General features: G+C 59.5%; 10 protein-coding genes. 3 read left to right on the top strand and 7 right to left on the bottom strand.

Annotated elements, in window-relative coordinates; all coding sequences use genetic code 11:
* Positions 1–47 precede the first annotated feature (47 nt).
* The 5 genes from VGG64_05725 to VGG64_05705 form a co-directional block, all read right to left on the bottom strand.
* Positions 48–2492 carry a PSD1 and planctomycete cytochrome C domain-containing protein gene (locus tag VGG64_05725; GenBank protein HEY1599079.1) on the bottom strand — a complete coding sequence of 815 codons (2445 nt, stop codon included), beginning with the start codon at positions 2490–2492 and terminating at the stop codon, positions 48–50.
* A gap of 27 nt (positions 2493–2519) precedes the next feature.
* Positions 2520–3182 carry a GntR family transcriptional regulator gene (locus tag VGG64_05720; protein ID HEY1599078.1) on the bottom strand — a complete coding sequence of 221 codons (663 nt, stop codon included), beginning with the start codon at positions 3180–3182 and terminating at the stop codon, positions 2520–2522.
* Positions 3179–4105, bottom strand: a complete 927-nt coding sequence (locus VGG64_05715) for a dihydrodipicolinate synthase family protein (GenBank protein ID HEY1599077.1) — start codon at positions 4103–4105, stop codon at positions 3179–3181. Before VGG64_05715 ends, VGG64_05720 begins: the two co-directional genes overlap by 4 nt.
* Before the next feature lie 16 nt (positions 4106–4121).
* Positions 4122–5321 carry an enolase C-terminal domain-like protein gene (locus VGG64_05710; protein HEY1599076.1) on the bottom strand — a complete coding sequence of 400 codons (1200 nt, stop codon included), beginning with the start codon at positions 5319–5321 and terminating at the stop codon, positions 4122–4124.
* 376 nt (positions 5322–5697) lie between these two features.
* Positions 5698–7557: a DEAD/DEAH box helicase gene (locus tag VGG64_05705; protein ID HEY1599075.1), complete on the bottom strand. Its 1860-nt coding sequence runs from the start codon at positions 7555–7557 to the stop codon at positions 5698–5700.
* Between the two features lie 615 nt (positions 7558–8172).
* Here VGG64_05705 and VGG64_05700 point away from each other — a divergent pair.
* The 3 genes from VGG64_05700 to VGG64_05690 all read left to right on the top strand — a co-directional run bounded on the left by VGG64_05700 (position 8173) and on the right by VGG64_05690 (position 12327).
* A complete protein-coding gene (locus VGG64_05700; GenBank protein HEY1599074.1) occupies positions 8173–9303 on the top strand; it encodes an alpha/beta hydrolase-fold protein in 1131 nt (376 codons plus the stop codon).
* A 132-nt stretch (positions 9304–9435) separates the two neighbouring features.
* Entirely contained in the window at positions 9436–10611 is a 1176-nt protein-coding gene (locus tag VGG64_05695) for a tRNA-uridine aminocarboxypropyltransferase (protein HEY1599073.1), read from the top strand.
* 417 nt (positions 10612–11028) lie between these two features.
* Positions 11029–12327, top strand: coding sequence for a hypothetical protein (locus tag VGG64_05690; GenBank protein HEY1599072.1), 1299 nt, complete (start codon positions 11029–11031; stop codon positions 12325–12327).
* Positions 12328–12404: 77 nt separating this feature from the next.
* Here VGG64_05690 and VGG64_05685 read toward each other — a convergent pair whose 3' ends face one another.
* Together VGG64_05685 and VGG64_05680 are read right to left on the bottom strand one after the other, a co-directional pair.
* A complete protein-coding gene (locus tag VGG64_05685; protein HEY1599071.1) occupies positions 12405–15164 on the bottom strand; it encodes a PAS domain S-box protein in 2760 nt (919 codons plus the stop codon).
* Between the two features lie 358 nt (positions 15165–15522).
* On the bottom strand, positions 15523–15850 hold a 328-nt coding region (locus VGG64_05680; GenBank protein HEY1599070.1), incomplete at its 5' end, for a response regulator.

Genomic DNA, 15850 nt, shown 5'->3' with positions numbered 1-15850 from the left:
ATTGTTTGCTGCGCGATTGGTGACTTTTTTGCGGACCAGTCATACTTTTACGGGACATAGATGAATTCATTTGATGAGAGGAGCGATCGGCATAGCCCTTGCCAGGCCGCGCGACGGCGCTGCTCTGGGCTCTCTGCGGAGAGCGATGGGGCCGCTTCATAGCGTGCCAGAAAGCGGTGCCAATCCTGTCGCTCGTCCTCCGCTGCCTCACGCCCGAAAATCCGCAGGGCGATTTGCTTTAATCGTTGCGCATCGTCGAGGGTCGCGTCGGCCAACACGATCTGGGCCAATCGTTCCGCCGACTGCGCGACGAGATCACTATTGAGCATAAACAGCGCCTGGGCCGCGACGGTGGTCGTCGCCCGATCGCCATTCAGCGTGGCGGGATCGGGAAAATCGTAGGCTTGAAACATCTCATACAGGGCGCTGCGCAGCACAGGCAGATAGACGCTGCGACGATTCGATTGATAAAGTTCCGGCTTACGAGCCAACCCTTCCAGGCCGAGATTCTGAAACGGTGTCGTCGTCAGCAGCGTTCCTCCCATGGTCAGATCAAGCGATCCGGCAACAGTAAGTAGCGAATCGCGCAAGACTTCCGCATCCATGCGCTGCCGCGTGCGTCGCCACAGCAGACGATTCTCGGGATCGATTTGGGCTGCCTGCTCGTTCCAAGCACTGCTCATCTGATACGCCTCGGTGAGCACGATTTGTCGATGGAGTTGCTTGAGCGACCAGCCGTCTGCCACGAGGCGCGTCGCGAGCCAGTCGAGCAATTCCGGATGCGAGGGAAGCTCGCCGAGCCGGCCAAAGTTGTCGACCGAGCGCACGAGCCCCTGTCCAAAGTGCCAGCGCCACACTCGATTCGCAATCACGCGCGCTGTAAGAGGGTGCTGGGCCCTCGTCAGCCAACGGGCCAGTTCCAGCCGGCCGCTCGCAGTCTTGTCGAACGTCGGTTGTGTACTGCCGGCCAGAATTGCCGGAAATCGACGCGGCGCGAGCGAGCCGGGTGTCAGATGGTTTCCCCGCAGCATGATTTCCAGGTCTTCGCCCGTGCCGTCGCTGACTGACATCGCCTTCGGAATCGATGCGTACTCCTGGCGGGCGTCGGCCAGCAATTTGGTGTGGGCGTTCCATTCTGCCTCCGACATTGCGCCGGTATTGCCGTTCACTAACGCATTGTCGTGGCGCTCGATGATCTGTTCGAGGTCCTCCAGTCGGAAGATGGCCTCGGGCGTGCCCAGCCCGGTGGCGTTCCATTTCGAGTCGACTCGGTAAGAAAGCATAGTGCGGGTGCTTTTGAAGATACCCGCCATTCCGTAATAGTCTTTCACCGATAGGGGATCGAACTTGTGATCGTGGCAGCGTACGCAGCCCATCGTCAGCCCCATAAAGACCCGGCAAGTGGTATCTAGCTGCTCGTCAACGATGTCGAGCTGTTGCTTGACCGGATCGTCTTCTGCCAACATCTTCGGACCAATGGCCAGGAACCCGGTAGCGACAATCAATTCGTCACGGCGCGCCGGCTCTTCGAGTGCCAGCAGGTCGCCGGCAAGTTGCTCCTGCACGAAGTGGTCGAAGGGGCGATCGGCGTTGAAGGCACCGATCACATAATCGCGATAACGCCAGGCGTCAGAATAGGCGAGATTGTCGTCCATGCCGTTACTGTCTGCGTAGCGGACGACGTCGAGCCAATGGCGTGCCCAGCGTTCTCCATAGCGCGGAGAAGCCAGCAAGCGATCGACAACCCGCGCAAAGGCATCCGGAGCGTCGTCACTCAAAAAAGCGTGACGTTCGGCTTCGCTGGGTGGAAGTCCCACGAGATCGAACGTCACCCTCGCGAGCAGCGCGCGCTTGTCAGCGCGGGGTGCCGGAGTCAGCCCGGCAGCGTCGAGCTTCTCCCTTAAGAACCGGTCGATCGCGGTGCGCGACCAGGTTTCGTCGCGCACCTGCGGAGGTGCTGGTCGGCGCGGCTGTTGAAAGGCCCAGAAGTTGCGAGCTTGTTCGTTCCATTCATCCGTGGCGACCGCAGCGTCAGATGGTCGTGCCGTGCCCACATTCTCTCCGGGCCAGGGCGCACCCATGCGCACCCACGCCGTCAGCGCGTCGATCGCTTGCTGGTCGAGCTTGCGTTTGGGGGGCATCGCGACGGCCCCGTCATGCTTCACCGCCAGAATCAGCAGGCTTCGTGTGGGGTCGCCCGGCGTGATCGCGGGGCCGGACTTTCCGCCGCGCAACAGACCGGCCAACGAATCGAGCCGCAATGCGCCATCACCGTCTCCTGCGTCGGGACCGTGGCATTCGTAGCACTGTTGCACGAACAATGGACGGATGTGCTTTTCGAAAAACTGCCCGCCGACCTGTTGGGACGCCGCAACCGGTGGAGTGATGTTCTTCGGTGTCTCGTCAGCCTGCGCAAATGCCGATAGCGCGGCCGCCCACCATGTGAGCAGGCAAGCCAGGCACGCCGTGATGAGTTTCTGCCGAACGAACACTGGACCAACTCCCAGGCAAAATCCGTGTCACACGCCGAATGTCCGCGCCAACTGTAATTGCAGCGAATGTTCGCAATGCTCGCGCATCGCCTGCTCGGCATTGTCCGCGTCGCGCGAGGTCATCGCTTTTACCAACTCCACGTGCGTGCGATTAGGAATGCGCGCGACCTCGCGGCGCGACGCCGTCTCGATCGCCAGCAAGCGCACCAGGTGGCAAGAACGGAGCACCGCTGGCAGCGTCGGCACGCCAGATTCCTCGGCTACCAGCAAATGGAATGCGAAGTCGGCCTGCCGTGCCTCGGCCAGGTTTTCTTCCACATCGGTCAGTCGATCGACCTCGCGGGCCAGCGTTTCCAGCTCTTGCAGTCGGCGGTCGCCGATACGGTCGGTACAGCGACGCACCGCTTCACATTCGATGGCGATCCTCAGCACATGCTGGCTGCGCACCGTCTCGGCATCGAATCGTTTGACGCGGGCTCCGTAGTTCGGCTCGAAGTCGATGAGCTGCTCGTGTACCAGCTCCCGGACGGCTTCGGATATCGCTCCCACACTCATCTGTAACGATTTTGCAATCGGACGAAGCGTCAGATGCGTACCGGCCGGCAGGCGCCCGTCGAGGATCTGTTCGCGCAGCTCCAGAAACGCTTGCCGCGACTTCGTCATTCCCGAGGAGGTTAGTAGCGACGTCATTTCGTGGAGGCTCCTTTCGCGGGGCCTCTTGCAGGAGCGAACGGTCCGAGCGCCGCGGCATAGCGATCGATCTGCTCGCGGCAAAACGGAGTGATCTCCTTGGCCAGCCGATGATGAATTGCCGGCACTCCCATGCGGCGGGCCATGATCTCGCGCGAGCAGGTCACAAAATGATTGATCGATCGCTCCAGGAACTCCAACGAGGGGGCGATCTCGGAGTATATCGCGAGTGCGGCGTGGTCGCGGCCGGCGACAAAATCGTTGTAGATGCCTGGCATGCGATCCATTGTTTCCACGCCCGGAATGATGCCCACCGCGCCGGCACGTAGTTCGTCGATCATATTCATTCCGCCACGGCCGACGAAAACGCGAAATGTCCCGCCCGTTTCCTCAATCAGCCGGGCTGTAATCTCCGGCGGATCTTCGGTCTTCAGCAAACAGACATTTGGATGTTGCCGCTGTAACGCACGCAGACCCGCCGTGGACAGTTGGATGCCCAGGTAGACTGCCGCATTTTGCAAGGCCACGGGCAACGATACGGAATCAGCCACGGCGCCAAAGAACCGCAACAGTTCAAGTTCCGAGACATCCGACACCGCCGGCGGCTGCAGAATCAGCCAAGCCGCGTTCAGCTCGGCAGCATGACGGGCAAACTCGATCTGGCCGCGCGCCGTGTTCTCGCCGATGGTCACCGATAGAGGCAAACGGCCGGCCAGATGCTGCGCAACAATTTCCAAAGTCTCGCGACGCTCGACGGTCGATAGTTTGTTGACTTCGGTGCCCAACCCCATCACGCCCAGGCCGTGGCAACCACTGGCGACCGCCAGGTCGACCTGGCGCCTTAGCAATGTGGCGTCGATGCGATCGTCTCCCGTGTAAAACGAGAGCAACATCGGATAGACGCCTGCGAATACCGGTTGCATTGGTCGTTCCTTTTCCTCAGTGGAGCAAGTATTCGGCCACCATCGGCTCGTTCAGATCGACCCCCATGCCCGGTCGATCTGACAGCGTAATGTAACCGTCGTGGGCCACGGCATCGCCGAGAAACAGTTCCGAGAGAAACGTATCGCCATCCCGATAGTCAGGCGGCAGGTACTCGGACAGCGGACTATTGACGTGCGAGATGATCAAATGCTGATTGTGATAATTCTGCGAGTGAGGCACCACCGGCAAGGAATGGGCCGCAGCCAGGGCCCATATTTTTCGTGCTTCGGTGACTCCGCCAACCCGATTGACGTCGAGTTGCACATAATCGACGCAACCTCGCGTGATCAGCTCCTTGAAGCCGAAACGTGTGAATTCGTGTTCCCCCGCGGCAATCGCTGTCTGCGTCGCCGTACGAATCCGCGCATAGCCGTCCAGGTCGTCGGGCGAGATCGGCTCTTCGACCCAAGCCAGATGGTGATCCTCAAGCATGCGGATCATTTCGATCGCGTACTGCGTCGTCCAACCCATGTACGCATCTGCCATTAAATCGACGTCTTCGCCGATGGCGTTACGCACCGTCCGCACGAGCTCGACATTCTTGCGCATGCCGGCGCGGCCATCCTGTGGGCCATAGCCGAAACGCATTTTTACGGCCGTGAACCCTTTTGCGACGAACCCTCTGGCCATCGCGGCGAGCCGATCGAGATCCTCGTCGGCGTATAGCGCACTGGCGTAGGCGCGAATCCTGTCACGCGTCTTCCCGCCTAGCAGGTTGTAAACCGGCTGTCCGGTGGCTTTGCCCAAGATGTCCCAAACCGCGATATCGATGCCGCTAATCGCTTCCAGGATCAGCCCCTTGCGTCCGATATTGATTGTCGAACGATACATCAGCTCCCACATCAATTCGACGTCGAAGGGATTGCGCCCTAGCACAAACGGCGCAAGTAAATGCTCCACGGCATCGGCCATCGCCGTCGACCCCAGCCCGATCGCTCCCAGTCCGACCAGCCCGTCGTCGGTGGTGACGCGGACCAGCACGTGAAAGACCGGATCGCGACGCAGATCGAGCGGCACGTTGAACAAACCTGCCCCCCGCTCACTCCCGCGCTTTCCTTCGTCGTACAACAGGTCGAGCGGGCTGGTACACCACCAGGGAAATTGCTGAAACTCTGGCTGGCGTATTCTTAACGCTTCAACGCGTGAAATCCGCATGCGATCCGCTCGCCTGAAATCTGATCGAATCATGTTCGAACAAGATCGTAACGATCGGAATCCCACCAAACAAGTAGCAGAGTGATGTCGATCCGAAAAAAGGATGAAAGGCCTCAGAACACCGCAAAATGCGCCAGCGGGCGGCGTCCTGTTATCTACGTCCGTAGGACGATACCCAAAGTCCGCGCGTCGACTCCCCAGGACGAATGCGAAGTCCAATTTGTGTTTTGGTGGCTGGGGTCGAGCGAAGCGAGCACCCAGATTGTCGCCAAAATCTGGCGGCGGCGAATACGCCGACCCCAGGCACCCATCGCCTTTGCAATCCTCTTGGTCGACTTACTGCCCGCCGCTCGCGTGCGTATCTAGAATGGCGTCTCTACACGCCAGCCACGGCCTTGGTACGCTTCGGCTTGGCGGGACGCGGCTTGCTGTCTGCCGCGGCATGATTGCCGGCGCTGGCCGGTGGGGGAACGTCGAGACGCGAGATGTTTAGCTGTCGGCCCACCACCCAAGTCTTTTTTAGCGTGCGGAAGATCTCGCGTGGCATACCTTCGGGCAGGTCGACGATGCTGTATTCCTCGAAGATGTCGATGCGACCGATCATCGAGCCTTCCAAGCCGCTTTCGTTGATGATCGCCCCGACGATATTTCCCGGCTTGACTTGATGCGCATGCCCGACCTCGATGCGAAACGCTTCGATGCCTTTGGGCCGGCGGTCGGCAGGTCGCGGACCTTGCTGCTCAAAGGATCGACGATCGGAGCGAGAACCAGCGCGGTCATTGTCCGGACGCGGGTCGACAAAGCCAGCAGGCCGCAACTCTTCGGTCAGCAAGAGGGGCAAGTCGCCGTTGGCGAGAATGGCCAATGCGGCTGCGATTCGCTCGAATGGCGCCTCGGTCTCGCGTTGAAAATGCTCCATGATCGACGTGTACTGCTCTAATTGCGGATGTTCCATTGCCGCGCGAATCCGTTCGTGAAAACGGGCTACACGTTGCTTATTGATCGTGCGGTTCGAAGGAATATCCATTGGCTCGATGGTCTGCCGCGTGGCCTGCTCGAGCCGTTTGAGCGTGCGACGCTCGCGGGGATGCACGAACAGTATCGCCTCGCCGCTACGTCCCGCCCGGCCCGTACGGCCGATGCGATGCACATACGCTTCGCTGTCGAACGGCAGGTCGTAGTTGATCACATGGCTAATCCGCGACACGTCGAGGCCGCGAGCCGCCACGTCGGTGGCCACGATGACGTCGACTTTACCGGCGCGCAAATTCTCGACAATTCGTTCGCGCTGCTTCTGGGCGATATCGCCGTGCAGCACCGCCGTGCGATGGCCGCGGGCCACCAGGAACTCGGCCAGCGGCTCGCTGGTCATCTTGGTTTTGACGAAAACTAGTACCGCGTCGATCGATTCGGCTTCTAGAATGCGGCCCAACACGCCCTGCTTTTGGTGGGGTGCCGCGACCACAAAGCGTTGCCGCACGGTGTCGGCCGTGGCAGACTGCTGCTGAATCGTGACCTCGGCCGGATTGGTCATGTGTTTCTTAGCGATACGGCGAATCGCCGAAGGCATCGTGGCCGAGAAGAGCGCCGTCTGTCGAGTTGCCGGCGATTGCGAGAGCACCCACTCGACATCTTCGGCAAAACCCATTCGCAGCATCTCGTCGGCCTCGTCCAGCACCAGGACTTGTAGACCTTCAAGCTTCAACGAGCCGCGACGCATGTGGTCCATCACGCGCCCTGGCGTGCCGACGATCACATGTACGCCGCGATCGAGCTGACGAAACTGAACCTGGTAGTCTTGCCCGCCATAAATTGCAGCGACGCGCAGCCCCTTCAGGCCCGAGGCGTAGCGCTCGAATGCCGTGGCGACTTGGATGGCCAATTCACGCGTTGGAGTAAGTACCAAAACCTGCGTCTGCTTGTTGTTGAGGACGATCCGCTGCAACAGTGGCAAGGCGAAGGCTGCGGTCTTTCCCGTACCGGTTTGAGCCTGGCCCAATACATCGCGTCCTTCGAGCAGCAGCGGAATCGTCTGCGCCTGAATCGGGGTGGGCACCACATAACCCGCGCTGTCCAGCGACGCAATCAGCGAATCGTTTAGCTGCAGCTGACGAAAGGTGATGCCCGATGATTCGACTGCGGGGGCTGTTTCCACGGCCACGGTGGCCGCGACAGATTCAGAAACTTCGGCGATTTCGTCGGATGCGATTTTCGGTAGCGACGCGTCAACAGACATTCAGACACCTGAGCTAGGAAAGAGGAAACTGCGGGGAAGGAATTCGGCAGGATGGAGCACGGCGCCGCGCACGGCAAGCAGCCGTCACGCGCCGACAACGGGCAACACATCCACACAATGATCGAACGCTTCAGGCATTGCTTCAGCAAACGAAGTGTTCGTCACAGGCCCGCAGGGCAGCAAGCATTAGCCAGACATGGATCAATCAGCCCCTCAGTGTACTTGATTCGCCCCCCGGCGCAAAGGCTGCGCCGCGCCCGGTTAGCCGGCTGGCGAGGCGGATTTTGCCACTATATCCCCCGGATTCTGCTTATTGCAGGCATTCGTAGCCCACGCCTCTTCCGATTGCGAGATGCCGACGACATTGCCCGCGCGGCCGTTACCGTGCCGACCTGGCCGAATTCCAGTACAGGAAGGCAAATGGTCGTCGCGCTCTGTCCGTGGCACTATTCCCAAACCGCCTAGCCGGCAGAAGGTTGTTGCAGTCGACGATGGGTGCGTACATAACTACGCGAACGCCGAGGATTGGGAGATCGCGTTCGATCGCAATTCGCCGAATTTCTTTCCGACATGCGGCACCCAGCATCCATCCAGCCTTTTCGCAACTGAGTTGACATGAATACAAAATCTATACGTACGGCGTTGCTGACGAACCTGACTACGATGTTTTTGGCGATGGCTGTTGATGCCGCGGCGGCGGCAGACCGCCCGACTCCACCCACCCGCGATCCACACACGCCAGGATTCGTCGAAGCCCAGGAGCTGCCCGACGGTTCCGTTCCGCCGGCCGATGTCGACGGCAACTTTATCATTGGGCCGACGCACACCCGTGCCCCAGAAATGGAGATTCAGCAAGAAGTTCCGCAGGGAACGATACACAGCCTCACCATGCAGTCGACCGACAGCAAAATCTATCCCGGCATCGCAAGAGATCCGGATACCCATGGCACCGTGGACCCTGCTGAACAGGGCAAGCTGATCGTCACCACCAGCCATCCGGCTCCCTACACGCGACGCGTCTCGGTGTACGTCCCCAAACAATACGTGCCCGGTACAGCCGCTCCCTTCATCGTCGGGGCCGACGGTCCCGACAAGCTGCTATTCACAGCCTTGGACAATCTCATCGCGCAACGTCGCGTGCCGGCAATGATCGCGATCTCGATCGGCAATGGCAGCGGCGATGCCCAAGGGAGCCAGCGCGGTTTGGAATACGACACCATGTCGAGTAGGTATGCCGAATTCGTCGAAGGCGAAGTTCTTCCCTTGGTCGAGAAGCAGTGCGATGTCAAGTTGACAAAGGATCCCGAAGGCCGCGCGACAATGGGCTGCAGTTCCGGCGGGTCGTGCGCGCTAATCATGGCCTGGTATCGACCAGATTTGTATCACCGCGTGCTCACTTATTCCGGCACGTTCGTGAATCAGCAATGGCCCTACAATGCCGAGACGCCGCATGGCGCTTGGGAGTTTCACGAGCGCTTGATCTCCAATAGCCCGCCCAAGCCTCTGCGGATCTGGATGGAGGTCAGCGACAGGGACTTGCTGAATCCGAACGTCATGCGCGACAACATGCACGATTGGGTTCTGGCCAACGAAAACACGGCCAAAGCACTGGCCGCCAAGGGTTATCACTACCAGTTTGTCTTCGCCCGCAACGCCGGCCATTGCGACGGCGGCGTGAAGCAGCAAACGTTACCAGAAGCCTTGGAATGGGTGTGGAAAGGCTATCCGATCGCCGCAGCGCCGTAGGCACCTTCGGCGGTCGCCCATGACAGTGCGAAACGCCGCCGCCAGAGTAGCGAAATCGCATCACGGCCTGTTGCATCGCCAGCAGGATGATTGCAGGTGCATTTTTTTAGATGATTCTGGTATTCTCGCACGATGCACAGTCTTGCAATCACCGAAATCGCCCTGGATGCGCGTCGCGAGCGTTGCCTCGGGTGCTTCCGACCGCATCACGACTGTTACTGTGCCGCGATTCCCCAGATCGATAATCAGACGGAAATCCTGATCCTGCAGCACCGTCGCGAGCGCTTTCATCCGTTCAACACGGCGCGGATGGTGCGCAGGGCGCTAGCGAACGCAAATCTGCTGGTTGACCACACTCCGGGCCTGGCCGCCCGGCTGGCGATTAAGCCACGCGCCGGTCTACTCTACCCAGGGCCGGAAGCGGAATTGTTGGAAAACGTACCTGTCGAGCAGCGTCCTCAGCAATTGATCGTCATCGACGGCACCTGGCATCATGCCAAGACATTGCTGCGCGATATACCGGCCTTGCACGAAGTGCCGCGATTCCGAATCGATCCGCACGAGCCAAGCCGCTACCGCATCCGTCGAGAGCCGAGTGCGACACTCTTATCTACAGTCGAAGCCACCGTGGCCGCCTTGCGCGCTCTCGAGCCAGAGACATGCAACTTGGATCTGCTCCTGGAAGCCTTTTACGGCATGGTCGAGCGGCAGTTGGCGCATCCCAAGAGCGCGCACGGTTGGCGTAGCAATCGTGCGCGACAACCGGGCGGACTAAACATTCCGTCGGCATTGCTCGGCAGTCTGGACCACATCGTAGTGGCCTACGGAGAGTCCGTGCCTGAAGGCGACAGCCTCAAAGCGACCGCACGGCGGCCCATCACTTGGGCGGCGCAACGCCTCGGAACGGGCGAACGATTCGCATGTACGATTCAACCTCCGGCTCGCATAGACGCGTCACTGCTAGGGCACTTTGAATTAACCGAAGAACACTTTAACGATGCACTATCCCTTGCTGCGGCACGGGCAGCTTGGAACGCCTATGCACGACCCCAAGACGTATTGGCCGTTTACAATCAAAGCACGGCTCGGCTGCTGGAACGCATTACGAACCGGACGGTCGCGTGCCTGGTGCTCAAGTCTATCGACTTCAATCCGCAGCGAAGTTACAGCACGCTCGATGAAGTCATTGCCGGCGAGGGGTTGACGGTTGCCCCTGCCCAACATCCGGGCCGCGCCGGAAAGCGCCTGGCGAACATCATGGCTTTGATCGAACACCTTCGCACCTTGAAAAGCCGCAACGTGGTGTGATCGGCCGATCTCCCCGCCTTAAGATTCCATGTCTGCTTCCCGGCGCATTGGACGCCAGGCAGGGGATTTTGGCCCGGCGAAGAACGTGGCGTCCGTAAGCAGCCTCTTCGGGCCCCATCGAAGGTCATTCCCCCTGATTCTCTCGCAGACCGGGTGAAGTCACTCCGCTCGATCGTGGCACGCTGCAATTGGGGCGGGCCCTTGCGGACGGGTCGCCGGGAGGTAATCCTTTTGAGGGGACGATGACATCGTTTCCCCGGGGAATCCTATCGCCGCCTGCGGATCCCCGGTTCTCGCTGCATTTAGTGATACGACAATCCGGCATGGCTCTTGATTGTGTCACGCGTTTTACGTTTGGATCGAGACCGTTCCTGACTCCATTCCATTCACTACCACACTTAACCCCAAGAATTCCTCATGCTCCGACTTCGACTATTGACGCTTCTCTTACTGGCATTTTCATTCACATCGATTGCCCACGCCGAATTGAAAGTTGGAGTCGGGAAGGCAATTATCACGCCCGATCCTTTGCTCCCGGTCTCGGGAGGCGTTGGGGCAGGTCGACCCGCCACCGCCAAACAGGGCGATCTGACGGCCCGCGCCATGGTCTTGCAGCAGGGTGAGACCAAGGTCGCCATCGTGCAACTCGACTTGCTCGGCTTCCCCTCGATTCTTTGTGCGCGCGTTCACAAACAAGTCCCGCGCATCCCGGCCGACAACATTCTCATCGGTTCAACGCATACGCACAGCGCGCCGGATTGCTACGGCTTTCCGGGCCTCGATGGCAAACCGTCGGGCGATCTTAAGTACATGGATTTCGTCTGCAATCAGGCCGCCATCGCGGTGAATCAAGCGCTCGACAACCTTCAGCCCGCTCAGCTGAAGATCGCCACCGGTGATGCCAAGGGCAAAATCGCCTACAACTATTATGCTCCGGAACTCTATGACCCCCGCATGAGCGTGATCCAGGCGATCACTCCTGCCGGCAAAACGATCGGCACGCTGGTCAACTATGCCGTTCATCCCGAAGTGCTCGGCAATGGCGTCGGCCTCGTCAGTCCCGACCTCGTCGGCCCGCTGTGCGATAAGCTCGAGGCCGATCTGGGCGGCATGGGCATGTTCATGAATGGCGCTCAAGGAGGGATGGTCACCGCTGACAATCGCATCCTCGATAAGCCATCGGAGCCGATTAACGCCAAATGGCACGACGCCCGCGTTTGGGACGAATGTCTGCGGATTGGCAATCTGATGGCATCGGAGGCCGAGCGCATCGTCAAGGATGCCGCGCCGCAGACCGATCCGGCGGTCGCTTGTTACTCCAAGGAGGTCAAGTTTCCGGTCGAATCCCGCCTGATGTGGACGATCATCCTGGCCTCGCCGTTGAAGTACCCGCACAACGACGACAAGTCGATCTCGACGCGGCTGAATCTGGTCAACATCGGCGACGCTCAGATTCTCACAATCCCTGGCGAAGCGTTGCCCAATATCGGCTACTACCTGAAGCGGCACATGAAGGGCAAGAACAACCTTCTCTTCGGCCTTACCAACGACGCTTTCGGCTACATCCTGACCAAGGTCGACTTCAATAGCTTCAAACGCTACGAATACGTCTCTGGCACTTCGCTGGGCGAGATGACCGGCGAAATCCTCATCGAGAATGCCCTGAAACTGATCGACGACTCCCCTGCCCCGGCAGCGGCCAAGAAGAAGGACTAGACGAAGTTAGCGGAATGAGCCACTGGTCCAAGATCGAACCTTGGCGAGTTCGCGCAAACTCGCCAAGGGTGCCTGAGTTAGGAAGCGCTGCCATTGTCGGCACGGACGCCGCTGAGAATCGTGGCTAGCTCGGCGTGGTTCACCGGCTTTACCAGATGGAAGTCGAATCCAACTTCTTGTGTTCGTCGGCGATCTTCAGCCTGACCATATCCAGAGACGGCGATCAGCGTTTCATTGGTGAAGCCTTCTGCGCGCAGCGTGCTGGCGACATCGAATCCGCTCATGCCGGGAAGGCCTAGATCAAGGAGCACGGCATGGGGATGAAAATCTTTGGCCGCATTGACGGCCGAGGGCCCGTCGTACGCCTCGCGCACGTCATGCCCACGCGACTTCAGAAGTAGGGCGGCAGCGCGGGTGGTGTCGCGATTGTCATCCACAACCAAAATGCGTAGCGCGGTAGGAGCGTGCGACGCAGTCTGAGGTTTATTCTGCGCCTCGACGACATTGGGTTCGGAAAGCGGCAAACGAACCGTGAACTCCGATCCTTGCCCAAGACCGGCACTTGTCACCGAAACGGTTCCCCCGTGCATTTCTGCCAGGCGACGAGCAAGCGTAAGGCCGATTCCCAAACCTCCTTCGGAACGATCCAGGCTACGGTCTGCCTGGGCAAAGAGGTCAAATATCCGCGGGAGTAATTCTGGAGCGAGCCCGATGCCGGTGTCTGTGACTTTGATGATGGCCCAGCCATTTTCGGGAAACGTCCGCAGCGTTACGCGTCCGCCATCGGGCGTATACTTCGCCGCGTTCGTCAGCAGATTGGCAATGACTTGCTCAGTCCTGACGGAATCTACATACAGCGGCATCGGCGTATCGGCGATATCGACCACGACCTCGTGATGCTTTTGCTCCAAGAGCGATCTTGCCGTTTCCAGGGCACGTGAGGCAATGGTGCCGGCATCCGCATGATCCATTTTAAGCGTGATCTTATTCTGGCTAATGCGCGAGACGTCGAGCAGATCGTCGATTAGATGCGCCAGATTGCCAACCTGCCGCTCGATGATATCCAGCAATTCCGGCCGTGACTCTGGTGACGGCATTTGCGCCAAGGCCGTCGCATAGCGAATCGCCGAGAGCGGGTTGCGCAGCTCGTGAGCAAGCATCGCCAAAAACTCGTCGCGCTGTCGGACGGCATCTTGCACGGACAATAGTAGATTAGCGTTATCGAGTGCTGTCGCCGCGCGGTTCGCGATACTTTCGGCAAAGCTGACATCGCGAAGGATATATTCACGGTGCGATTCCGACGTCACGAAAGTTATGGCGCCAATCGTGCGGTCGCCTATCTGCAGGGGAGCGCTAATCAGTGACCGTGGATTCAGCTTGCGCAGGTTCGCCCGCAATTCCTCGGTTCGCGCGAGGTCGGTGATCACCGTATCTGGAATCTGCGCCACTAGCTGGGTTTTACCCGTGCGCAGGGCCTGCACCGAGGAAGCCGCCGACTCCCAATCGAGCGGCAACATTTCCACAACGTCCTGCAGAATTCGTTCTTTCTCGGCATCACAATGAGCGTGGGCAACGAGTTCGATCGCGCCTTGCTGGTTGATACAATAGACCAGGCACCAATCCGCGAAAAACGGAACCGTCAGCCGCGCCACCTGCTGGAGGGCGCTCGTGCGGTTCGTGAGCGCCGCCAGCGTGTGGCCGGCCTGCGCTAAGAAGGCAATCGACTGCTCTTCACGTTTTCGTTTGGTGATATCACGCGCAACCCTCGAAGCCCCAATGACGTGGCCCTCGCTATTCCTAATGGGCGAGATGCGCAACGACACATCGACAATCGTGCCGTTCTTGCGCCGGCGCAACGTATCTGACAGACCAAGCCGCTCGCCGACCGTCAGGCGGCGCATGATCTCCGCGAGCTCTTCGGCATGGCCAGCCGGAGTGATGATATCGACGTGCTGACCGATCGCTTCCGCGGCGGTAAATCCGTAAAGTTTCTCCGCGGCCAAATTCCAGCTGGTGATGGTTCCCTCGGTCGAAGTACTGATGATCGCATCGTCTGATTGCTCGACGATGGCGGCTAAATTCTGTAGCGTCTGCGCGGCACGCCGCTGCTCGGTGACATCACGAAATACCAGCACTACTCCCAGGACACCTCCCGCAGCGTCGAGGATGGGTGCCGCGCTGTCGTCAATCGGGTGTTCTGCGCCGTCCTTGGACAATAGCAAAGTATGATTTGCCAAGCCCACAATCGCTCTGGTGCGGAGAACCTTTGAGCACGGGTTGTCGACGGCCTGTCGCGTTGTTTCATTGATGATCCGAAACACTTTGCTGATTTCCAGGCCACGCGCGGCCGCAGCGTCCCATCCGGTGAGCGCCGCCGCCACGCCATTCATGAACGTGATCCGCTCTTCTGCGTCGGTCGCGATGACGGCGTCTCCGATGCTGGCTAACGTCACATTGAGCAACTCGCGTTGCTCGTCGGCTCGCCGGGCCACGTCCTGGGCCCTACGAGTGGCTTTGGTCAAGACTTCGCTCAACACCAGAATTGTGGCAGTCACGACCAGGAATGCCGCAAAAGTGTTTAGCGCAGCCGCGTCCCAGTGAACAATGGTTACTGCATGGCGCGGCGGGATGACAAAGTAGTCTGCCGCCACGTAGCCTACGAAAGCGGCAAACAAAGCTGGTCCTAGCCCGCCATACCAGGCAGAAAAGGCCACAGCGGCGAAGAACGTTGGCAATAGGAACCGATCTTCGAACAGTGGATCCAACAGCAGACGGACCACCGCCGCCACGACGACAGACAAGGCGGCGACCAGGAAAGGCATCAGTCGGTGGTACACGGCTCGCCCTAACGGTCCGGTGGGAAGTCAGCGAGCCCCGCAACGAGGCCCGCCAACAGTCGTGATGGCATTCGGTATTTTTACACCAAGTGCCTTATCGTGGGCAACGTGCTTGTAAGACAGGTTCATAGATGTATGTCGAATACTACATGCCAAATGGCACAACATAGAAACTTTATGCAGCGGAGAGCTTCGATCAGGGCGTGGCATGCGGCCGAAACTTGAAATGCATCGCAATCGTCGTCCGAACATGCTTACGATCCCGGTCACCGCAATATTTAAACGCGAGTGCCGGTAACTAAAGCGGTTCGCCACCCACCCAGAGCAAAGAGCGACATGGCGCCAGGGCGTGCAACGGTCAACGGCGGCGACGAAACGATCCCAACAGGGTCTGCAAAGCTTCCAGTTCCACGGGCTTTGCCAGGTGGTGGTCGAATGTCGCTTGCCGCGCACGGTCGCGATCGTTGTCGGTCGCATACCCACTGATGGCAATCAGCGTCGTGTTGGCGAAGCTGTCATGCTGGCGCAGGGTCTGCGCCACTTCGTAGCCATCGATATCGGGCAGGCCAATATCGATCAAGATGACATCGGGTTTGTAGCGCAGTGCGATGTCCAGAGCCTCGCGCCCTTCGCGCGCCAAACGGACTTCATGCCCATTGCGTTCCAGCAGTACGGCCAGCGTATGA

It is taken from the genome of Pirellulales bacterium (assembly GCA_036490175.1).
Classification (GTDB): Bacteria; Planctomycetota; Planctomycetia; order Pirellulales; family JACPPG01; genus JACPPG01.
The sequence above is the reverse complement of the archived record's forward strand: the minus strand, read 5'-3'. Positions and strand labels throughout refer to the sequence as shown.

Coding starts and splice junctions, on each gene's coding strand:
- VGG64_05690 (HEY1599072.1), top strand. CDS start 11,029: ATGCTCCGACTTCGACTATTGACGCTTCTCTTACTGGCATTTTCATTC.
- VGG64_05720 (HEY1599078.1), bottom strand. CDS start 3,182: ATGACGTCGCTACTAACCTCCTCGGGAATGACGAAGTCGCGGCAAGCG.
- VGG64_05705 (HEY1599075.1), bottom strand. CDS start 7,557: ATGTCTGTTGACGCGTCGCTACCGAAAATCGCATCCGACGAAATCGCC.
- VGG64_05700 (HEY1599074.1), top strand. CDS start 8,173: ATGAATACAAAATCTATACGTACGGCGTTGCTGACGAACCTGACTACG.
- VGG64_05715 (HEY1599077.1), bottom strand. CDS start 4,105: ATGCAACCGGTATTCGCAGGCGTCTATCCGATGTTGCTCTCGTTTTAC.
- VGG64_05710 (HEY1599076.1), bottom strand. CDS start 5,321: ATGCGGATTTCACGCGTTGAAGCGTTAAGAATACGCCAGCCAGAGTTT.
- VGG64_05695 (HEY1599073.1), top strand. CDS start 9,436: ATGCACAGTCTTGCAATCACCGAAATCGCCCTGGATGCGCGTCGCGAG.